General features: G+C 51.1%; 11 protein-coding genes. 3 read left to right on the forward strand and 8 right to left on the reverse strand.

The annotated features are described in order from the left end of the window. Window positions 1-42 precede the first annotated feature (42 nt). The gene (locus GHC22_RS05100) at window positions 43-555 is read right to left on the reverse strand and encodes a hypothetical protein (protein ID WP_003825820.1); all 513 of its coding nucleotides are present in this window, start codon (window positions 553-555) and stop codon (window positions 43-45) included. Next, window positions 555-1,340 (reverse strand): winged helix-turn-helix domain-containing protein, encoded by a 786-nt coding sequence (locus GHC22_RS05105; protein ID WP_128612549.1) that lies wholly within the window; start codon window positions 1,338-1,340, stop codon window positions 555-557. Before GHC22_RS05105 ends, GHC22_RS05100 begins: the two co-directional genes overlap by 1 nt. A gap of 455 nt (window positions 1,341-1,795) precedes the next feature. On the opposite strand from GHC22_RS05105, the gene GHC22_RS05110 reads away from it, so the two are divergent. Further along, entirely contained in the window at window positions 1,796-2,401 is a 606-nt protein-coding gene (locus tag GHC22_RS05110; RefSeq protein ID WP_048215661.1) for a helix-turn-helix domain-containing protein, read from the forward strand. Window positions 2,402-2,442: 41 nt separating this feature from the next. On the opposite strand, the gene GHC22_RS05115 is transcribed toward GHC22_RS05110, so the two are convergent. The 3 genes from GHC22_RS05115 to GHC22_RS05125 all read right to left on the reverse strand — a co-directional run bounded on the left by GHC22_RS05115 (window position 2,443) and on the right by GHC22_RS05125 (window position 7,428). After that, on the reverse strand, window positions 2,443-3,816 hold the full coding sequence (locus GHC22_RS05115) for an HlyD family type I secretion periplasmic adaptor subunit (protein ID WP_100271966.1): 1,374 nt from the start codon (window positions 3,814-3,816) through the stop codon (window positions 2,443-2,445). Continuing rightward, a complete protein-coding gene (locus GHC22_RS05120) occupies window positions 3,803-5,995 on the reverse strand; it encodes a type I secretion system permease/ATPase (RefSeq protein WP_048225311.1) in 2,193 nt (730 codons plus the stop codon). Before GHC22_RS05120 ends, GHC22_RS05115 begins: the two co-directional genes overlap by 14 nt. 89 nt (window positions 5,996-6,084) lie before the next feature. Then, window positions 6,085-7,428 (reverse strand): TolC family outer membrane protein, encoded by a 1,344-nt coding sequence (locus tag GHC22_RS05125; protein ID WP_153752365.1) that lies wholly within the window; start codon window positions 7,426-7,428, stop codon window positions 6,085-6,087. 332 nt (window positions 7,429-7,760) lie between these two features. On the opposite strand from GHC22_RS05125, the gene GHC22_RS05130 reads away from it, so the two are divergent. Together GHC22_RS05130 and GHC22_RS05135 are read left to right on the forward strand one after the other, a co-directional pair. Beyond that, window positions 7,761-18,833: a retention module-containing protein gene (locus GHC22_RS05130; protein WP_153752367.1), complete on the forward strand. Its 11,073-nt coding sequence runs from the start codon at window positions 7,761-7,763 to the stop codon at window positions 18,831-18,833. Between the two features lie 62 nt (window positions 18,834-18,895). Continuing rightward, on the forward strand, window positions 18,896-19,171 hold the full coding sequence (locus GHC22_RS05135) for a hypothetical protein (protein ID WP_048215665.1): 276 nt from the start codon (window positions 18,896-18,898) through the stop codon (window positions 19,169-19,171). 77 nt (window positions 19,172-19,248) lie between these two features. On the opposite strand, the gene GHC22_RS05140 is transcribed toward GHC22_RS05135, so the two are convergent. The 3 genes from GHC22_RS05140 to GHC22_RS05150 are packed head-to-tail and all read right to left on the reverse strand — an operon-like array spanning window position 19,249 to window position 22,757. Then, window positions 19,249-21,183, reverse strand: a complete 1,935-nt coding sequence (locus tag GHC22_RS05140) for an EAL domain-containing protein (protein ID WP_153752368.1) — start codon at window positions 21,181-21,183, stop codon at window positions 19,249-19,251. A gap of 9 nt (window positions 21,184-21,192) precedes the next feature. After that, the gene (lapG, locus tag GHC22_RS05145) at window positions 21,193-21,885 is read right to left on the reverse strand and encodes a cysteine protease LapG (RefSeq protein WP_032945487.1); all 693 of its coding nucleotides are present in this window, start codon (window positions 21,883-21,885) and stop codon (window positions 21,193-21,195) included. A 2-nt stretch (window positions 21,886-21,887) separates the two neighbouring features. After that, complete coding sequence (locus tag GHC22_RS05150; RefSeq protein WP_228553260.1) at window positions 21,888-22,757, reverse strand: transporter substrate-binding domain-containing protein; 870 nt, start codon at window positions 22,755-22,757, stop codon at window positions 21,888-21,890. Window positions 22,758-22,763: the final 6 nt, after the last annotated feature.

The following is a 22,763-nucleotide window of genomic DNA, read 5'->3' on the forward strand; positions in this document are numbered from 1 at the left end:
CTGAGATTCATCCGTAGGTTTTGCCGCCAGAACGCTTATTGATTATTCATTTTCCGGCAAAGCATAATTCTGGCAGTACAGATAGGGGATCCCCTCTTTGGTAATCAGGTATGTCGCGCTGTTCAGTGCAAAAAAATCGACGTTGGATACGCTGGTGTTGGTCAGGAAAAAATCGGGGAGGAGTTCCTGAATAAGGCTGGCGGGAGCCGTTTCTCGATTGGAAATTTGGATTTTCTGTGAAATCCAAACCGGGCTTGAGCCGTAGCTGGATTGTGTAAAAAGTACCATGCGTTGCACGGTTTGCTCATTATTTTCGGCATCTTTGATAATACCATCAATATTCACAATACCTTTACTGCCCCCGGTTTTAATATCAATAATCCCTCGGAACGAGCTTGTATTGCGTACAATTTCGATGGCAGAGCGGCAGGTGAGATCATGTAACTCGCCATTGTTCTTACTGTACCGATAGACGACAGTAAGAATAAGCGCAGCAAAACAAAGCAGCAGGATAATACCTGTCTGGATGCGGGACGTTCGGGGATATAAGTTCATTAGCTATCATACCGTGGGTAATATACCGACTGACAGGCATTTTCTTGCCTGGCTTTTATCGGTGAGCGACACACCAGTACGGACAGTTTCTTAGACTCAGGATAGGTCGTGATATAGATAAATTTATGGCTCTGACACAGTCCTGGGTTTTTGTCGATAAACGCGGTATGCCGGGAGAAATTACTTGCATCGTTATTGAAATAATACTGACAGCCAGTGGGTGCTTTATCCGCAGTGATATAGCCGGAGAAATAATCATCGCTGGCTTGCCACGGATATAATATAAGCACACAAATTATCAGGGTAAGTGCCAACATTACTGTTTCTGCAGCCGTTATCAAAGGTTGACGCGGTGTGTCAGCCAAAAATTCCTCAATGGTGGCATCTGGCGCTAAGGATTCTTCAGCAGAAGCAGAGTTCTCCTCCGGTGTTTCAATGACCTGAATATCAAACTCTTCTTGAATGATCAGCCCTTTGCGGGGGATCGTTGTGATCAGCGGTTGTTCAAGCTCCAGCTGCAGTAAGCTTTTACGCAACGAGAGAATGCTTTGATAAAAGGCGTTGAAACTCACCTGCCGGTGATTTTTACCCCAACCGAATTCCAGCAATTCGTTTTGAGAAACCACTTGCCCGCGATGTTGAATAAGTAATAAAAGACATAGCGACGCTGAGTGTTTGAGTTTTATCCGCTGATTGGGGTGATCTACCCGCGCCAGACATTGTGTGGCTGGCGTAAATATTATTCTATTTTCAATCAGATAACTGACATTGCCAGTCTCAGACATATTGTCTCTACTCTTGATGATGCGTCTGGTGGTTGTTTAGTCATGATACCACTGAGCCTATAAAGACCACCAGCATGGACCTGATTCCACAGCGAGAACCGCTAAGTGTTGCAAATTGGTATCATGATATAACAAGAATGATAACTTTTTAATGAAAATAAAACCCATTAAAATCAATTGATTGTGTCTTTTTAGCTACTTTGTAAAGAACAGAAAGATGAAAAAATGTCGACAAAGATGATTGCCATTAATTCTTTATGGACAGCGCCATATACTGCATGGCACCACCACGCGAAAACAGCATGAACCTTAACGCGTCAATGGCACCAGGGAATGCCGGTGGTAGATGTAGATGGGAATAAATGTCAGCTTGTTTGCGAGCTGACATTTATTTTTAGTGCCGAGTAAATTTAACTATCTTTTTGACTAAGCCATAATTTGCGGTAGAGAGTCCCATGTTCCAGAAAGAAATTGAAAATGCTGTAGTGCTCGTTGGCGATGAAATGAAGAAGTCGGATAATGCCTGGCTGTCGTTACGTAAAAAACGTCAGCGTATTGATTTGAAGACCGATGGACATATCTTATTTCTGGAGAAAGGGACTGTCTCTGTTTATCGTGTGGAAAACGATTTAGTCACGGTGAGTATTTCTGCACCTGCTATTCTCGGCCTGCCACAAATGCGTACGGAAGTGGCTGGTCACTATTTACGTTGTGATACCGATTGTGAAATGTGGGCGATGAGCGTACAAAATGCCGATCACCTGTTTACGACCAAAAACTTATGGAAGCAGGCGTTTGATATCTTAACGCATCATCTTCAACGTTATTTTCAGCGTGAGGCGTTGCAGTCGCACCGCACTATACGTGAGCAGATTATTGAACACGTGAAATATATCTGGTCGATGGAACCAGAGGTTCGCGAGAAAACATCCGTGTATACTTTTATTTTGACCCGTAACCATATTTCACGTAGTGCCATCCATAAGGTGTTACAGGAGCTGGTTAATGACGGGAAAATCACCCTGAATCGTGGAAAGCTCTCTTTTTGCACGCCGTTATAAATTCATGCGCTCCCCGGCAAAGTGTAAGGGAGCGCATCCGATCAACGTTCTCTGAGTGCTTCCGCGCGTGCGCGAATAATCGGTTTTAACAGGTAGCTCAGAATCGTTTTCTTGCCGGTGAGAATATCGACGCTCGCCACCATGCCGGGAATGATCAGCATCGGATGCTCTTTTGTTCCCAGGTAATTTTTATCCGTCTGCAAACGCACAATATAAAAGCTTCGCCCCTGCTTATCGGTAACGGTGTCCGGGCTTATCTGCACTACTTCGCCTTGCAGACCGCCATAGATGGTGTAATCGTAAGCGGTAAATTTCACCATCGCATGTTGACCCGGATGGAGGAAGGCGATATCGCGCGGCTGGATTTTGGCTTCGATTAACAGTTTGTCATCCAGCGGAACGATTTCCACCAGATCGCTGCCCGGTTGAATGACGCCGCCGATAGTATTCACCATCACCTGCTGGACGATACCCCGCACCGGTGAGGTGACCATGGTACGGTTCACCCGATCCTCCAGTGCTTTAACGCTTGCTTGGGTTTTACTCAGATTGGTGCGAGCTTCATTGAGTTGGGCCAGCGCATCGCTCTGGAAACGGCCACGGCTTTCACCGATTTTATTCTCAATCTCTTTAATTTCTGACGTAGCCTTGGGCAGCGACAGGCTAATAGAATTGAGCTGCCCGGCGGTTTCCACTTCGGTACGACGCAGTCGCAACAGTTCGACTTTTGAAATGGCGCCTGAAGCGAGCAGCGGCTCGGACATTTTGATTTCCTGACGGATTAACCCGAGGCTGTGCTTAAACTGATCCTCCTTTGACTCAAAGTCGCGCAGTTCCTGTTTTTTCTGCACCAGCTGTTCTTCGAGCCCGGAAATTTCGTTGTGAAATTGTTCCCGGCGGCTGTTGTACAGCTCGGTTTCTCCTCGGGCGACATCCGGTGCCTGGCTGGCTATCTCGTGTGAAATCACAAAGTCCCGGTTTTCAACTTCCGCCGTCAGGCGTTCTACCTTGGCGCGCAGACCGAGTTTGTCGGCTTCAGTTTCACCCACGTTGGAGGCGAAGCGCGTGTCATCTAGGTGCAGTAGTGGAGTTCCGGCGTTAACGATTTGCCCTTCATGCACGTACAGCTCGGTGACAATTCCCCCTTCCAGGTTCTGGATTTTTTGCAGTTTTGATGAAGGGATCGCTTTGCCTTCACCGCGTGTCACTTCATCAATTTTTGCAAAACCAGCCCAGATGAAGGACAGCGCCACCAGCGCGAGGATCACCCACAACGTCAGTCGTATCACTCTTGGGGCGTCATCAATTATGGCCTGACTGACCTCATTAATACTGTCGGTTTGATTTTCATCACGACCGCGAAAATAGTGCTGCATATAGCTGCGGGCACGAGTCAGGAGATCAGCGAGACGCATTAATTTGCCCCTTTTTCAACGCATCCATCACTACCCCTTTCGGACCGTCTGCGATGATGCGACCTTTATCAACAATAATCAGACGGTCAACCAGCGACAGCATGGAAGCGCGGTGCGTGACCAGTAATAACGTTTTTCCCGCAATACAGGGGGCCAGCGCGTGTTTGATCTTCTCTTCGCTGGTGTTGTCCATCGAACTGGTGGGTTCATCCAGTAGCAGGAGAGGGGGATCAAGCAACAGTGCGCGCGCGAGCGCCACCGCCTGCCGTTGCCCACCGGAAAGCTGGGAGCCGCGTTCGCCGACCTGCAGGTTATAGCCGTCGGGATGCAGGCGTGCGAATTCGTTGACGCCAGCCAGTTCTGCCGCTCGCAGCATGGTTTCGTCATCGACATAGCGCGCTCCGCACAGCAGGTTATCGCGCAGCGTGCCGTTGAATAGCTGGATGTCCTGTGGCACGTAGCCGATGCTGTGGCGCAGATCGTTCACATCCAGTTGACGAGAGTCGATACCATCGATCAGCAGGTTCCCGGCGCTCGGCTGGTATAAATTGACGATTAGTTTACTCAACGAACTTTTACCGGAACCGCTGCGCCCGATAATGCCGATGCGCTCACCGGGCTGAATGGTCAGGTTAATTTTGTGCAGCGACAGGTTTTGTTGCTCCGGATAGCTGAAATCCACATCGCGAAATTCAATACTGCCCTGTAACTGTTCACGCTTGAGCGGGTTTTCATCCGCACGGCGCTCCTGCGTCAGCGACATCATTTTCTCAGTGTTTTTGATGGTCAGTTTCGCCTGCTGATAGCGGGCGATAAGGCCAGTGAGCTGACCCAGCGGCATCAAGGCGCGACCATTGAGCATGTAGCAGGCGATCAAGCCACCCATACTCAGTTTGCCGTCGATAATCATGTACACCCCGACGATGATCATCACCACGCCTGAAATTTGCTGGAACCAGCCGGTAAGGTTGCTGGCCAGGCTGGATAAGGTTTTCACCCGCAGTTCGAGACGGCTCAGGCTGCCCAGCGTTTGTTCCCACTGGAACTGGCGTTCGCTTTGGGCATTATTCACTTTGATGGCATCCAGACTGCTCAGGGTTTCAATCAGTAGCGCCTGACGTTCGCTGGCGAGGCTCATGGTTTTTGCCACAGCAGCGTTGACCGGCTTTTGTAGTGCCCAACTGCACAATAGGGCAATCGGTAATGTCAGTACCGGGATCCATGCCAGCGCGCCGCCGATAATGCCAATAACAATCAGCAGTAACAGGGTGAAGGGCAAATCGATAATTGTCGTCAAAGTGAGGGATGAGAGGAAATCACGCAGTGACTGAAACTCGTGAATGTTTTGTGCAAAGCTGCCCACGCGTGCCGGGCGCTCTTTCATCTCCATACCGACAATGCGCTCAAACAGGGTCGAAGAGATGATGAGATCGCTTTTCTTACCTGCAATATCAAGGCAGATACCGCGCAGCATTTTTAAAATCAGATCAAAGACAAAAGCCAGGCAGATGCCGACTGCCAGCACCCATAGTGTGACCGTTGCCTGGTTTGGCACGACGCGGTCATACACATTCATGGTAAAGAGCGGTGTGCCGAGCGCAATCAGGTTGATTAACAGACTGGCCAATACCGCATCCATATACAGAAAACGTGACAGCTTCAGCGTGTCTTTAAACCAGGATTTGGTACGCGGCAGAAAGGCCTCTGCCTGCAAATCGAATTCGTGGCGCGGATGCGCAAAAATGACTTTGCCCGCATAGTTTTGCTCAAGCGTGGCGGCATCAACGCAAATTTCCCCACCTTCGCTTTCGCTGGGCATAAAGCGGGCGCTACCGTCATCGTTCCAGGCCAACAACACCCCGGTTCCCCCTGCGTTCAATAACAAGACAGCAGGCAGAGACATTGCCGGAATTTTATCGAGCGTGCGCGTGACGACTCGCGCCTTTAAACCAGCCCTTGCCGCCGCGCGTGGAAATATATTTAGCGTGAGCCGATCGTTTTCTAATGGCAGGCCACTGCTTAATGTTGAACGACTCGCCGGTTTACCGTGCAGAGAACACAGAATCAGTAAGCTATCTAATAACGGGTCGTCATTATGGCTACGTGGGTCGTGATGTTGAGAATTAGGGTTAGCGTAATTCTCAGGGACGTCATTTAATAATTCGGCTTGTGCACTCATTTTCGCAACCATTCTGACCGTGCACGGTTAAATAATAGCAAGCTAATTATAAGCGTGCAGGTCAGAGATTTATTGGGGATTAATAATTATTAATGAAGTTCCGGTAAGCTATTTTCTTCTGCTGAATCTACCGGTTGCCCCGATGGCGGAGGTGTAATTTTTAGAATATTCATTAATTCCCCGGTGCGTTCGCTAATACGATAGCCACTGGTCATGGCCAGATAACGTAATTCAACAAGACGGCGTTTAGAGGAGAACACTTCATTTTCACTATCGAGTAAATCCAGCAGCGTGCGCTCGCCAAGACTAAATTGATCCTGATAAGCCGTGCGCACTTTGACGCTGCGGTCGGCATATTCTTCCGCCGAAGGAAGCTGGGCGCGTGCGTTTTGCAGTGCGGTCCAGGCCAGGCGTAGCTCCTGATTCAGCTGGCGCAGTGTGTTATTACGTACATCCTGAGCCTGCTTGTGCAGATAAGCGCGGGAGTTCATGTTGGCTTTGTCGCTGCCGCCCTGGTACAGGTTGTAGTGCAGTTTTACCATCGCTTCCCACTCTTCGGTGTGTGCGCTGGTGGTATCGGTGTTGTTGCTAATCCCGCGGGAAAGCTCAACGTCCACACGTGGATAGAAGGTTGATTTCGACGCTTCATACTGCTGGTGCGCAGCTTCGATATCCGCATTGGCAGACTTCAGTAATGGATTATTTTTTTCCATCCGACTTTTGGCATCTTCCAGCGAGGTTGGCAACTGAGAGTCAATGCTCTCTGGCTGGCTTAAGCCCTGCGGATCCATGCCCGTCACGCTGACAAAGGTGGTTTTCGCATCTTCAAGGTTAGTCTGCTCGGTCAGCAGGTTGTTTCGCGCCTGCGCCAGACGCGCTTCGGCCTGCATAAAATCCCCGGAGCGCCCAACGCCCTGATCGGTACGCAGTTTTATCTGGTCATAAATGCGCTCGTGGTTCGCCAGATCGTCTTCAGCAAGGCGCACAAATTCTTCGCGTTGCAGCACGTCGAAATAGGCCTGAATCACCGCATAAGCGGTGCTTTCGCTGGTGTTCATCACGCTGTAAGCGCGTGAGTCTACGGTCGCTTTTTGGCGCGCCACTTCGCTGTTGGTCGCAAAGCCGTTAAACACATTTTGCTCGAGGCTGATAGTCGCCTCGTTAGGTGATTGAGTCAGACCGTTATTGCGTCCTGCAGCGCGGGTAGTTGCATCATCAACATTTTTGCGCCCGGCCTCGGCATTTAAATTCAGTGATGGCAAATAGCCACCTTGTGCCGCACGCAGATCTTGCTCCGAGGAATAACGGCTATTTATTGCAGCATTAACTTCAGGATGATTCGCTAATGCATCTTTAACGGTATTTTGTAAGTCTTCTGCGTTTACTGTATTTATTGAAAAACATGAAAGCAGAAAAACTAAAAACTTCTTCATGACATGAATGCCCTATATCTCACGGTTATGACATCCAGGTGTCGTCGCTATCATCCATTTTTACAAACACGTTATATTAATTAACAAATATGAATTATCTTAATTGATGGCTGTAATCAGCTATTCAGCGACATGTTTTGTCACATCGTGTTTTATTTTTGGTTATTTTTTATTATATTCATTTGCCAGTCAAGTCTCATGTAATTGCATTCTATAAAATGTGTTTTTTTCTACATTGAGATATTAATGTTTACATTAATTGAATGTGATATTTGTTCGTTAATGTATTAACGAGTTTATAAAAATAATGATGGTAATTAAGTGAGGTTACGGTGAGCAAATTACTCGGTGTGATCAAAGCAATTATTGGACAGGTTTACGTAGTTGATGCCAATGGTGCACAACGACTGGTTCATGAAGGCGACAGGGTATATAGCGGTGAAGAAATTGTGACCGGTGCCAGCGGCGCGGTAAGTATCTCTTTACCAGACGGAAAAACGCTGGATATAGGCCGTAATAGCCATTGGGGTGAGCACGGGCTACAGGTTAGCCATCATCCGGAAAGTAGTGCTCAGGATATTGCCGCCGCACAAAAGGCCATTGCCGATGGCGCTGACCCGACGCAGGTGCTGGAAGCCACCGCGGCGGGTAATGAAGCACCGGCAACATTAGAAGGTGGCGGCGGGGGGCACACTCTGGTTCAGCTTGAATTGACCGGGCAGGTGGTTGATCCGACAGCAGGTTTTAACACTAAAGGTCTGGGAAGCCCGAACTGGGATATCAATCTGCCGATAGGGGGAGTTACCGCAGGTTCCGCGAGTGTTTTCCCGCCTGAGGTACAAATTACCGAGTTTGCCGGCAACGACGGTTTCATTAACAAAAGCGAATTCCATCAGACCCATTTAAGCGGCACCAGTAATCAAAATCACATCACACTCACCTTCACCGATAGCCAAAAAAACACATTCACCGTTACTGTTCCAGTGAGCAACGGGCACTGGAATATTGATACCGATCTGGGGGGACTGGTCCCGGGAAATGTAACAGTGGTGGCAATAGCCACCGATGTGACGGGACGAACGGCAGAAAGTTTTGATCATGCGCTGATTGATATTACCGGACCACACATCGACATTACCGTTGATAACGTCACGCCGGATAACCTCATTAACTACGAAGAGTCGCGTCAACCGCAAACCCTGATCCTCGGGTCGGTCGGCGGCGATACTAAACCCGGCGATATCGTTACTTTATTGGTTGATGGTAAAGAATATACCGGTGTTGTTACCGACCCCGGAAATGGGACTCTGACTTATACCATCCCGGTACTGACCCAGGGGTTACTGCATGACCCGAACATTCACGCCACATTAACTTCTACTGACGACGCAGGAAACACCACCATTGTTTCCACGGATCATCACGTCAATAACGACCTGTATGCGCAAAATGCCGTGACCATTGAAACGGTGGCGAATGATGATGTCGTCAACGCTAATGAGTTTCGTATGCCGACCATTATTTCTGGCATTGCCAGCGGTGATGCGAAAGCGGGTGATCCGGTCACGTTGACCATTCAGGGCAAAGCGTTTCACGGCACGGTTTTCGACGATCATGGCCAGCTACGCTATGAAATCGTTGTGCCTTCCGCAACCCTCAAAGAGGGGGCTAACGATGTACAGGTGACGCTGGTAAGCCATGACGCGGTGGGCAATGAAGCCACTGCCGTGACGCACCGCACCGTGGTGCTGGACACCCAGGCACATAACGCCCTCACGATTGATGATGTCACGACAGATAACACCCTGAATCGTGCTGAGCTGTATATGCGTAACCAGGTGATTTCCGGAACCGTCAGCGGGGAAGACGCGAAAGCGGGTGATCCGGTACAACTGGAGCTTAACGGCCATCAGTACAATGGTCAGGTGATCGATCTCGGTAACAATACGCTGGGCTACCGTATTGCGGTTAACGCTTCCGACTTTGCCAATAACAGCATTCCGGTTGATGGTAACGTGGAAATGAAGGTCACGGTTACCTCTCACGATGCGGCGGGCAACCTGGCGATCGCCACCGATACCCACAGCGTACACATTGATAATCTTGCGACCAATCAGGTCAACATTGACGCGGTGGCGACGGATGATGTGGTCAACGCGATTGAACACCGCATGATCACGCTGATTAGCGGTGTGGCAGGCGGTGATGCCAAAGTGGGGGATGCCGTTACCGTCAGTGTACAGGGGCAGAGTTTTACCGGAACGGTGGTCGATGATAACGGCGAACTGCGCTACGAAGTGGCAGTGCCGGTCGGCACGCTGAAGGAAGGTAAAAATGCGGTGGTGGTGACGCTGGTCAGCCACGATGCGGTGGGTAACGAAGTGACCGCGCTGGCGCACCGTACCGTGGTGCTGGACACTAAAGCGCATAACACCGTCAATATTCATGATGTCACTGCCGACAACACCCTGAATTTCACGGAGCTGTCGGCGGCGAAGCAGACGATTACCGGAAACGTGCGCGGGGAAGACGCGAAAGCGGGCGACCCGGTGCAGGTGGAGATTAACGGCCACCGGTATCACGGCCAGGTGATTGATACCGGGAAAAATACCCTCGGTTATCGCATCGAGGTGGATTCTGCGGCGTTCTCTGACAACGTCGGTCATGTGCTGAAAGAGGCGACGGTCCATGTCAGCGTCACCTCCCACGATGCGGCGGGCAACCTAGCGATTGCCACCAGCAGCCACGACGTGCATCTCGACAACTTCGCGGAAAACACGGTACATATCGACACCGTCGCGAACGACAATGTGGTCAACGCCATTGAAAACCGCATGACCACGCTGATAAGCGGCGTGGCAGGCGGCGATGCCAAAGCGGGCGATGCTGTGACCGTCAGCGTGCGGGGGCAGAATTTTACCGGAACGGTGGTCGATAATAACGGCGAACTGCGCTACGAAGTGGCGGTGCCGGTCGGCACGCTGAAGGAAGGTAAAAATGCGGTGGTGGTGACGCTGGTCAGCCACGATGCGGTGGGTAATGAAGTGACCGCGCTGGCGCACCGTACCGTGGTGCTGGACACTAAAGCACATAACACCGTCAATATTCATGATGTCACTGCCGACAACACCCTGAACTTTACTGAGCTGTCGGCGGCGAAGCAGGTGATTACCGGAAACGTGCGCGGGGAAGACGCGAAAGCGGGCGACCCGGTGCTGGTAGAGATTAACGGCTACCAGTATCACGGCCAGGTGATTGATACCGGGAAAAATACCCTCGGTTATCGCATCGAGGTGGATTCTGCGGCGTTCTCTGACAACGTCGGTCATGTGCTGAAAGAGGCGACGGTCCATGTCAGCGTCACCTCCCACGATGCGGCGGGCAATCTGGCGATTGCCACCAGCGACCACGACGTGCATATCGACAACTTTGCGGTAAACCAGGTGCATATTGATACCGTCGCGGGTGATGACCTTATTAATATTAAGGAGTTTTCCGCGAACGGCGGCTTTACGCAGATCGCCGGTACCGTAACCGGCGTGGATGCGAAGGTGGGGGATGCGGTTACCCTGGCACTGAAGGGCGGCGAGGTGATTCACAGTGTGGTTATCGCGCTGGCGGGCGGTGGACTGGGCTATAGCATCCCGGTAAATAGCCATAAGCTGGTAACTCATCCGGAATTTACGGTTTCTGTTACCTCTACGGATCCGGCAGGGAACAGCGTCACGCATTCTGAAACCAAAACCATCAGCGCCGATCTGTATACACAGTCGTATATCACCATTGATGACGTGACGGCTGATAACTTTATCAACATCAAGGAATCGACGGACAATCACGGCAAGACCACCATCAGTGGCACGGTGAGCGGAGATGCAAAAGAGCATGACACCGTTCAGCTGGTGATTAATGGTCAACACTATTCGGGGGAAGTGGAGAAGCTGGCGAACGGCAATCTGGTCTACCATATCCCGGTGGATACCCAGAACCTGGTCAACAACCCGGTGATTCATGCCAGCATCCATACCACGGACGAGCATGGCAACGAAATGACGGCGGTGACGAAACACCACGTTGGGCTGGATCTGGACGCCAGCGCCTCTATCGGCATCGATACCGTCGCAAGTGATGACATTATCAGTAAAGCCGAGTCCAACCTGCATAAGACGATCATCACGGGGCCGGTTGGCGGCGATGCGCAGAAAGACGATGTTGTCACCTTAACCTTCAATGGCAAAACCTATAGCGGCAAGGTCTTTGAACTGCCTGACCATTCGCTGGGTTACAGCATTGAAGTCAGCACCGATAATCTGAAAGATGGCAGCGACCAGAAGGTCCATGTCTCCATTTCAACCGTCGATGAACACGGTAACCCGTCAACGGTAACGCACGACCATATGGTGCATATCGATCTGCACGCGGAAGCGAGCATTACGATTGATAAGGTGACCGCCGATAACACCCTGAACCATAGCGAACTGAATATGGCTCAGCAACTCATCACCGGCACCGTCGATGGTGATGCGAAGCTTCACGACGTTGTCAGCCTTGAGATCAATGGCCACACGTTTACGGGTGAAGTCATTACGCTGAATAACGGTCAACTGGGCTACCAAATCCCGGTCGACTCGTCGGCGTTCAGCAACAACCAGGGCCACCAGGATAAAAACGTCAACATCAGGGCGACGGTTGTCTCGCATGATGCGGTAGGCAACGAAGTGACGGCGATCAGCAACCACAGCGTGCATATCGACAACTTTGCGGTAAACCAGGTGCATATTGATACCGTCGCGGGTGATGACGTTATTAATATCAAGGAGTTTTCCGCCAACGGCGGTATCACGCAAATTACCGGTACCGTTACCGGCGCGGATGCGAAAGTGGGGGATGCGGTTACTCTGGCGCTGAAGGGCGGCGAGGTGATTCACAGTGTGGTTATCCCGCTGACAGGCGGCGGGCTGGGCTTTAGCTTCCCGGTCAATACTCATATGCTGATGACCCACCCGCAAATTACCGTTTCCGTAACTTCCTCGGATGCGGCGCATAATAGTGTCACCAGTCAGAATACCCTGACCATTAGCAACGATATGTACACGCAATCGCATATCACCATTGATGGTGTGACGGATGATAACTTCATCAACATCAAGGAATCGACGGACAATAACGGCAAGACCACCATCAGCGGCTCGGTGAGCGGCGATGCAAAAGAGCACGATATCGTTGAGCTGGTGATTAATGGCCAACATTATTCGGGGGAAGTGGAGAAGCTGGCAAACGGTGGCCTCGGCTACCATATCCCGGTGGATACCCAGAACCTGGTCAACGACCCGGTGATTCATGCCAGCATTCATACCACGGACGATCATGATAACGAAACCACGGCAACTGCGGAGTGTACCGTGGGGCTGGATCTGAACGCCAGCGCCTCTATCGGCATCGATACCGTCGCAAGTGATGACATTATCAGCAAAGCTGAGTCTCAGTTGCACAAGACGACGATTACAGGGGCAGTCGGCGGCGATGCGCAGAAAGACGATGTTGTCACCTTAACCTTCAATGGCAAAACCTATAGCGGCAAGGTCTTTGAACTGCCTGACCATTCGCTGGGTTACAGCATTGAAGTCAGCACCGATAATCTGAAAGATGGCAGCGACCAGAAGGTCCATGTATCCATTTCAACCGTCGATGAACACGGTAACCCGTCAACGGTAACGCACGACCATATGGTGCATATCGATCTGCACGCTGAGGCGAGCATTACGATTGATAAGGTCACCGCTGATAACGTACTGAACCATAGTGAACTGAATATGGCTCAGCAAATCATCACCGGCACCGTCGGCGGTGATGCGAAAGTTCACGATGCTGTCAGCCTTGAGATTAATGGCCACACGTTTACAGGTGAAGTCATCACGCTGATTAACGGTAAACTGGGCTATCAAATCCCGGTCGACTCGTCGGCGTTCAGCGATAATCAGGGTGACCAGGATAAAGATGTGACATTCAGAGCCACAGTCGTCTCGCATGATGCCGTAGGTAATGAGGTCATCAAACACACTGACCATAAAGTTCATATTGATAACCATGCGGTGGCGGCGATCACCATCGATACCGTGGCGGGCGACGATATGATTAACGGCGCCGAGTCCGTTAAGCCGACTACCGAGGTGATGGGCACTGTTTCCGGCGATGTGGATGTCGGCTTTAAAGTTGAGGTTATCGTCAACGGTAAAACCTACGAAACCACCGTTCAGCACCTGCCTGAGCATAACGGCGCGCTGGGCTATAAATTGGATGTTCAGAGTAGCGATCTCGTCGCCAACCCACATATTACTGCGCATGTGGTGGGTAAGGATGTTGCTGGCAACACCCAGGATGGTCTGATGGGTATAAATTTGCAGGTTGACCTCCTGGCGGAGGCGACCCTGACTATCGATCCTGTTACCGGCGACAATATGGTCAACGGCGATGAATCCCGCCAGCCGTTCACCTATGTGACCGGCAGAGTCGGCGGCGATGTGCACGCCAATGATACCGTTTACCTTACCGTGAATGGTCATACCCTGACCGGGAAAGTCAGCGATCAGGGCGGTCATCTCGGGTATAGCATCAAAGTCAGTACCGCCGATCTGCTGTCCGATCCGCATTTAACGGCCACCGTTAGCACCACCGATGTTGCGGGCAACCCGGCGACGGCCAATGCTGAGACCACGGTGGTGATCGATACCCGCATCGACGCGACGATTACAATCGACGACGTTACGCCAGACAACACGCTGAATTATGACGAGCAGCATCAGACCACTACGGTTGTGAGCGGCACCGTGACCGGCGAAGTTCAAAAAGGCGACCCGCTGGTCATGACCATCAACGGCGTCACTTATAAAGGTTCGGTGGACGATATCAATGGCCATCTGGGCTACTGTATTATCGTCAATACCGCCGATCTGGTCGCCAACCCGCATATTGAAGTCACCATGGACGTTACCGATGCGGCGAAGAACCATGCGCACGTGGTGGCGCACCATGACGTTAATCTGGACGACCGGGCTTTTGCTGCGATCACCATCGATCGCGTGACGGGTGATAACGTTCTGAACGGTACTGAACTGCAGGCACCGAAAACGATCATCAGCGGCACGGTGGGCGGCGACGCGCACAAGGGAAATATCGTTCACTTGGTAATTGACGGCAATACGGTTGATGCGACGGTGGTCGAACTGCCGAAGCTGGGGACGCTGGGCTATAGCATCGAGGTTGATACCCAGTGGCTGAAAAACGATCCAAATATTACGGCGACGATTACCACCCATGATGCCGCAGGAAATACCGCGACGGCGGATGCGACAAGCACGGTGAATATTGACGATCGCGCCGAGGCTATCGTCCATATTGACCCGCTGGTGACGGATCATAATGATGATGTTATCAGCTACAAAGATGCGCATAACCCGCTGACCACCGTGACCGGTACCGTGGGTGGCGATGTACGAGTGGGGGATCTGGTTGAACTGACCATCAACCATCAGACCTACTATGCCCTAGTGCAGGATGGCAGCAACGGTCAGCACGTGTTTAGCACTCAGGTTTCAACGCTCGATCTGCTGATGGATCCGAATATCCATGCCGAGGTGACGGCAAAGGATGCGGCTGGCAACGTTGCGTACGGGTATGATGATAGGCCGGTGGAGATTGATACCGTTGCTCAGATTGGCATCACTATTGACTCAGCTAAAAACTGGGTTCCGCAAGACCTTGCTGCTGGAGCCAGACCTGATTATGTGACGGTTGTGGGACATGTTGATCATGATGCGCAATTCGGCGATCTTATCCATATTGACGTAGGTCATGGAAACAGATTGGACACCACTGTTATCACCTTACCGGATGGGAAGCTGGGATACACACTGAACATTAGCACTGATTATTGGGATGATGACGGCAATATTACTGTAACTGTCATTGGCCACGACAATCATGGCAATGTCGCTATGGCGGTGGCACATCAATATTATGACCTACCTTGGGTAGCACAAATTCCTGTTGCTGGCGGTAGCAGTTTTAATACCAATTTGCCGCCAATCACTACATCTACAACCGGCACAGGAACCTCGCTACCACAGAAACCGCATGTCCACCTCACCGTCGATCCGGTGACGGGCGATGATGTAATCAACCAAGTTGAAGAGGGTAAATCCACTACGCCGATTCGTGGTCTGATAACTGGGGATGTAAGCGTCAATGATACGGTTATTGTCACCATTAACGGCAATCAATACCCTGGCAAAATGATCGCGATTCCTGGCCTGCCGGGTGAATTAGGCTATCAGGTTGATGTTCCTACCGACGTACTTAAGGCGCACCCGACGTTCGAAGTGTCCGTCTCCGTGCATAATTCTGCGGGCGATGACACGGCGGCGGTAACGAAGACTATCACCGTCGACACCGATAACCCAGTCCACATCACCATGGACAATGTCGCCGGTGATGACGTTATCAATGGTTCGGAAGCGAAAAGCGGCACAACAACGATCAGCGGTACGGTCAGCGGCGAAGGCATCCATGACGGTAGCGTAGTCTCGCTGCAGGTGAATGGTAATACTTTAACCGCTGTGGTACATGCAGGCACCACGGGATGGGTCTGGTCGCAGGATGTCAGCATCAACGATCTGCGTAACAACCCGGACATTACCGCGTCGGTAAGCGCTACCGATGCTGCCGGAAACACTGGTACTGACTCGACGTCGAAGCACGTTGAGGTCGATCTCAACGCTGATGCGGGCGTTACGATTGATAACATCACAACTGATAACGTACTGAACTCGCAAGAAGTTGGACAAGCAAAGACCACGGTGAGTGGTTCCGTTTCCGGCGATGTTAAACCCGGTGAAAACGTGACCTTGACGGTCAATGGTCATGATTACAATGCCGTTATTAATGCAAGTAATCACTACACAGTTGATGTAAATACGTCAGACCTGGTGGCTGACCATACCATCGACGCTAAAGTGACCGGCCACGACAAGGCTGGCAACGTTCAGGACACCAGTATCATCAAAGCGTTTTCTGTCGATACCACGGCATCGGCAGCGGTAACGGTTAATACCGTGGGCGGTGACGACGTTATCAATGCCGCTGAGATTCAGGCTGGCAAGGTTGAAGTCAGCGGTACCGTGGATGGTGACGTACACAAAAACGACAAGGTCTATATCACCGTTAATGGCAACCAGGTTGAGGCCACTGTCATTGAGCTGCCGCATATGAACGGGCAGTTGGGGTATAAAGCATTCGTGAGTACCACGGATCTTCAGACCGATCCGACTATTCATGTCAGCGTGACGGGTCATGATACGGCAGGCAATATCCAGACTGCGACGTATGACAAAATCGTGATAATTGACGAGCGCGTGGATGCGACGATTGTACTGGACACCGTCTCCAACGATGACGTGCTGAATAACGTTGAAGCCGGGAAGCCGACCACCACTATCACCGGTTCTGTGACCGGCGACGTTGAGGTTGGCGATTTGGTCACCGTCACCGTCAATGGCAAGGATCTGACGGCGAAAGTCACCGACAATGGCGGCCATAAGGTGTTCCACGTTGAAGCCAGTACGGTTGATTTGGTTCACAACCAGCATATTACCGCCCATGTCGTCGCCCATGACGATGCCGGTAACCGCCAGCAGATTGATACCGATAAGACGATCCTCATCGACCGCGTGGCTTCAGGTACCGTCGACATTGACAGCGTCACGGCGGATAACGTCCTCAACCACCAGGAGCTGTCGGGGCAGAAGGTGACCATCACCGGCCATGTCGGCGGTGACGCGCAGCTTTATGATCCGGTTACCTTGACCATCGGCGGGCATAAGTATCAAGGGAGCGTCATCACCCTGAGCGGCGGCGGTCTGGGCTATCAGATTGACGTGGATTCGGCGGTTCTACGTAGTGATGCGCACAAGGTTATTGACGTTGAGCTTACCGGCCATGACGCACCGGGGAACCCGTTCACCGCAAAATCGACACATACCTATTCCGTTGATGAGCAGGCCAACGGTGCAATTACCATTAATGACCATATCGCAGGCGACAACGTCGTTAACCTGAATGAATCGAAGTCAGACACGGTGATTAAATTTACGGTTTCCGGCGACACGCACCCGACCGATGTCGTTGATGTCAGTATCAATGGCAACAACATGAAGGCTACGCTGGTGCCAGGCTCTTCGACGGTTTATCAGGTTGCGGTTCCGGGAACGTATCTGAATGAGGGCGATAATAAGATTGAGGTGAAAACGACGTTACACGATGACGCAGGGAATACGTTAGATGTGCACGATCAGAAAAACGTGGTGCTGGATACTCATGCCGATGGTGCGATTACTATCAATGACGGCATCGCAGCAGATAACGTCGTTAACCTGAAAGAATCGCAGTCAGACACAGTGATTCGCTTTACGGTCTCTGGGGATACCCATTCTACCGATGTTGTTGAAGTGAATATCAACGGTCACCTTATGAAGGCTACGCTGGCACCTGGATCATCAACGGTTTATCAGGTTGCTGTCCAGAGCGCATATCTGAAGGAAGGTATCAATGATATTGATGTGAAAACGACGTTACACGACGACGCGGGTAATACAATCGATGTGAGCGATCACAAAACCATCGTCCTTGATACACACGCTGACGCCAGTATCGTGGTAGATAAGATCGCCGGTGATAACCACATCTCGCGTGCCGAATCACACGATACCTTCACGCATATTACCGGCAGCGTGAGCGGTGATGTGAATGATGGCGATCATATTAAAGCGCTGGTAAATGGTCATCAGTACGATGCCATTCTTCATCAGGGCATTAATGGGTTGACCTATGACATTGAGGCCGATACCTCCGCATTCCGTGCCGGTCATAACCGCGTGAACGTATTGGTCGAGGCGCATGATAACCACGGTAATATTACGCCTTATAGCCAAACGCTGAACGTGACGATGGACGATCCTGCACCAGTGAAAGGGCATACGGTGGATAAAGGGAATCATGCTGCGATACAGCATGCGCTGCATAACCTGTTCGACGATAACGCATTATCTCTGTCTTATGCACCAGCAGCGACCGGACACGGTCAGGCGACAGCGGTGCTCAGTGCTGACGATAAGGCGAAGGGCGTGCTCGAAAAAGTCGATCTCAGCGATCTGGCGCGTGAACTGCATGAAGGCGTGGATATTGCGAAGTACATTCAAAGCGGCGGCGATCATCACCTGATCGCCAGTCCGGCGAAAGTGGCGCATGGCATTGATATTGCGCTGTCTACTCCGGCAAGCGGCGATCTGCATTCTCCGACCTACTCGTTGGATCACCTGATTGCTAAACCCGATCAAAACCACACTCACTAACGATTGCCTGCTGCCCTGTGTGAACAGGGCAGCAGCATCGTGCAAAATGAAAAGGCACTGATATGAATTCTGATTCATCTGCTGCAAACGTGCAGGCAGAAGGCGTGGCAAAAAGTCCTGAAAATGACAATCAGCAGGCTTTAGCGATGCTGCAAAAAAGCGACCTGGAGATGGTTCGCGTGCTCGACGACCTGATTAACCTGTTGATTCGTAAAGGCGTGATTGCCATTACCGATCTTCCACCGATGGCGCAGGTTAAATTAATGAATCGCGCAAACGCGCGCCAGGAACTTGGCGGGTTAGAACAACTGCTTGGCAACGATGAACGTATATTTTAGCTGATGCAGGCAGTTTGTAGGCCGGATAAGCGCAGCGCCATCCGGCTATACAAAGGCGTATCAAGACGCCAGTTTTATCACAATGGCGCGGGCTCACCTAATAATTGCCCCATTGCACCATCAATCCCTAATTCTTGCAGCACCATAAGCTCACCTTTCGTTTCAACACGTTCAGCAATGAGCGGCAAATCAATACTGCGCGTGGCACTGCACAATACTTCAATAAATAACCGTTTATCGTTTTCTTCATTAATATTGCGGATATAGCTGCTGTCGATTTTCAGATAAGCCAGTCCCCACTGCGACAGATGACCAATCATATCGAAACGGCTGCCGAAGTGTTGCAGACCCAGCGAGCAGCGATGCTGACCGACGGTTTTAACAAATGCCGCCATCTGATGGGGACCGGGTAACTGATTTTCATCCAGTTCCAGAATCAACTGACTGGCTAATTTCGGTGAATAGCGCAGCGGGGTGAGTAGCTCAGCAGTGGCGGCCGCACTGGCGACAGAACTGCCGGAGATACTCAACGCCAATTTTCCGGGCGCGGTTTTCAACTGGTTCAATGTCAGTTTCAGCATCACTTTATCGAGGCGATGACTCCAGCCAAAGCGGTGGATCCAGGGCAGGAACCGTCCCGCGGTAATGGCGTTACCCTGCTCATCAATAATGCGCGACAGCACCTTGTAATGCAGGATTTTGTCCGGCTGACGGCAATCGACTACCGGCTGATAAACCAGCTGGAACTGCTGATTTTCCAGTGCATGCTCCAGACGCACAAACCACAAATGCTGATCTTCTGTAGCTGCAGGTATTTCGGTGGTAGGAACGACCTGATGGTTGGTGTGTGTTTCCGCTTCAACCAGCAGGCGATCGGCCTGGATCAGCAATGACTGGGCATTTTCTCCGGCGCTGAATGGCACCATGCTGGTATAGGCCACCGGCTGTTGGTCTGACATTCCAGTAGCGTAAAAGGCCGTGAGTTTCTGAGACAATGAATTACACAGCTCCAGCATTTCTCCGTGCGTCACGCCAGGGCAGAGTAGGGCGAATTCACCGCCGCGAATGCGGGCGAGCGTGCTGTCGAGAGGGGCATACTTTTCTCTGTGCGCGTTCAGCAGGTTGGCGATGTTGAGCAACAGCTTATCAGTATGCGGTCCGCCAAAGCGCTGATTCAGGCCACCTAAATCCTGAACGCGAACCAGCATCAGATATCCCGGTGCGGTATCGGCATCACTCAGTCGCGCCTCAAGCTGCATATCGAAAGCCCGGCGATTGGCAATTCCGGTTTGGCTGTCGAGATAAGCTTCATTATGCAGGTGCTCGCTATAGATAGCTTGTTCTTCAAATAACGATTTAAGCTTCGCGGCCATTAAATTCATGGCGCCTACAACGCGGCGTAATTCCGGCGTTTTGGGTAACTCGTGGAGCGTCAGAAACTCGCGACGAGTAATAGCTTCGGATTGTTTTGCCATGTAATTGAGTGGGCGCAGCAGTTTGCGCAGCAGCAGAATACCGGCGATTAAGCAGGCGAGGCTACAGGACAGCATCCACAGCAGGTTGCCTAAGGTATTGTCCCACAGACGCTGCACGGCAAAGATAGGATCGCTGGTCACTTCCACGCGAGCTGCCTGCTGCCAGCCGCGCATAATCGTTGCTTCACCGGTTTGCGGGGTGACATCCACCAGATCGACGAACCAACCGGGAACGTCGGGAATTGTCGCTACCGCGCTACGCTCAAGCATTATTTTGCCGTTTGCCAGATCGACGATGCGGATTTTTTTGTAGTAACCGCTATCGAAAATGGAGCTGACCATCAGCTCGATCATTGCCGGGTCGTTGACGTTGGGCGTCAGCGAAACGCCTAGCGCCGTTGCGGCATCCTGGGCATGTGAAAGGAGTTGGTTATTGGACTGATTGCGAGAACTCTCCAGCGTCACAATAAAATTGCCGCTGAACACAACCATCATAAAGAGAGAGATTGCCAGAAGTAACTGTTTAAAAAGAGACACGGGCGATTCCTATTTATCCATCGGGAAGCCTTCTTCCCGCATTTTGGTGAAAACTTGCTGCCAGCGAGAAAGCCTCTTGCTGTCCCCAACGCGTTTATTGTTTTGATTGCCGGGAAGCCAAAGGCCAGTGTTGTTAAAGGAGTAGACGGGTAATAAGTCCATGCGCTGCGTAGCAGGCGAAATGGTGCTGGTCAGGCTGTCGAGCACCAGAGGAATCGCCCCAGGGGTGGCGTACCAGGTGAGCACCATATGCGCGCGGTTTAAACGCAGGGCTTTAACATAGGTGATGCGAAGTTTGTCTTCTGATACTCCCAACTGGCGGAGGGTGAAATATTTGGCGATTGCGTAGTCTTCACAATCCGCCTCACCTTTGCGCAGCGACTCGATAGGGGTCGCCCAGTAATCGACGTTATGCCAGACATCAATATCTTCGGTATAGCGGATCTTCTCGTTAAAGAATTGGTTTACAGCGCGTAATTGCGTTTGCTCGTCAGCATTACGCAACTGGAGCAGAAGCTGTTGCCAGGCGCGGATCCGTTGCTGTGCTTCTGGTGTTGCCGGGCCATATAGCGCATCGGACTTTTGTTGAATATTGGCAAAATCCCAGGCCGCGCGTAGCGAATGGACTGACAGCAATAGCAGCAGCGCCCCGGGGATTTTCCATAGGCGTAGCAGGCGGTGGCGTAAGCAGCGGCGGATAATGTTCAATGGCTATGCTGGCAACTGCCCGGTGACGGGTTTTTCAGCTTTTCGCAGGACCAGGGGGACAACCACTTTTTACGTAATTGCACGTTGGCCGGCGAGGCAAAAAAATCTTTCAGCGTACTGTCAACAAACGTCACAAACTGCTGATCGTTTTTCCTCATCATAATGGCATAGTGCATATCATTACCGATGCTCTCAGAAGAGACGCTGAACAGTTCAGGTTGCTCGCTATGATTAATCAGCGGCCAGGCCAGAATGTCATCGACAAAGAAAGCGGCGGATTCATTATGCGCCATTTTCTCAAATGCGCCGTTTATAGTGGTGGTGGTAATCGTTGAAATATTAAGGTGTTGCTCTCTATTGGCTTTATTAAATTCCAGCAAATCTTTAGAGCTACCGGTCAGACTTACCGTGCGTCCTTTTAGATCGGCAATTGAATTTATATTATTTTTACGCAAAGAGATGATGCGCATTTTCGCGGTGTAGTAGTTGAGCGAAAATGAAACGCTGGAGGTCCGCTCCGGTGCGTTAGTATTTACACCACAGTCCATATCTATTTTCCGTGTGTTTAATGCGGAGAAGCGTTCTGCAAAATTCACGGGAATATAATGAATGGTTAAGCTGTTGAGCTTCAAATACTGGCGCAACTTATCGGCAATCATGTTACATACCGCGATGGTATAACCCGTGACTTTGCCATTGTGGTCAGTAAAAGAAAACGGTGGCAGCTGGCGATAACCCACGTTGAGCACGCTGCTGTTCTGAATATGATCGAGCGTCGCGGCGTTCTGCTGCGCCATCAGCGCGGGGGTGATACCGATGCCTGCCAGTAAAAACAGCCATTGCACTATGCGGTTCACCCTTGTCATCTCACG

Source organism: Citrobacter sp. H12-3-2 (assembly GCF_009649895.1).
Taxonomy (GTDB): domain Bacteria; phylum Pseudomonadota; class Gammaproteobacteria; order Enterobacterales; family Enterobacteriaceae; genus Citrobacter; species Citrobacter portucalensis.

Bases quoted from the DNA above. Each gene is read 5' to 3' on its own strand.
- GHC22_RS05135 (WP_048215665.1), top strand. From the start codon at position 18,896: ATGAATTCTGATTCATCTGCTGCAAACGTGCAGGCAGAAGGCGTGGCA.
- GHC22_RS05100 (WP_003825820.1), bottom strand. From the start codon at position 555: ATGAACTTATATCCCCGAACGTCCCGCATCCAGACAGGTATTATCCTG.
- GHC22_RS05110 (WP_048215661.1), top strand. From the start codon at position 1,796: ATGTTCCAGAAAGAAATTGAAAATGCTGTAGTGCTCGTTGGCGATGAA.
- GHC22_RS05125 (WP_153752365.1), bottom strand. From the start codon at position 7,428: ATGAAGAAGTTTTTAGTTTTTCTGCTTTCATGTTTTTCAATAAATACA.
- GHC22_RS05115 (WP_100271966.1), bottom strand. From the start codon at position 3,816: ATGCGTCTCGCTGATCTCCTGACTCGTGCCCGCAGCTATATGCAGCAC.
- GHC22_RS05120 (WP_048225311.1), bottom strand. From the start codon at position 5,995: ATGAGTGCACAAGCCGAATTATTAAATGACGTCCCTGAGAATTACGCT.
- GHC22_RS05150 (WP_228553260.1), bottom strand. From the start codon at position 22,757: ATGACAAGGGTGAACCGCATAGTGCAATGGCTGTTTTTACTGGCAGGC.
- GHC22_RS05105 (WP_128612549.1), bottom strand. From the start codon at position 1,340: ATGTCTGAGACTGGCAATGTCAGTTATCTGATTGAAAATAGAATAATA.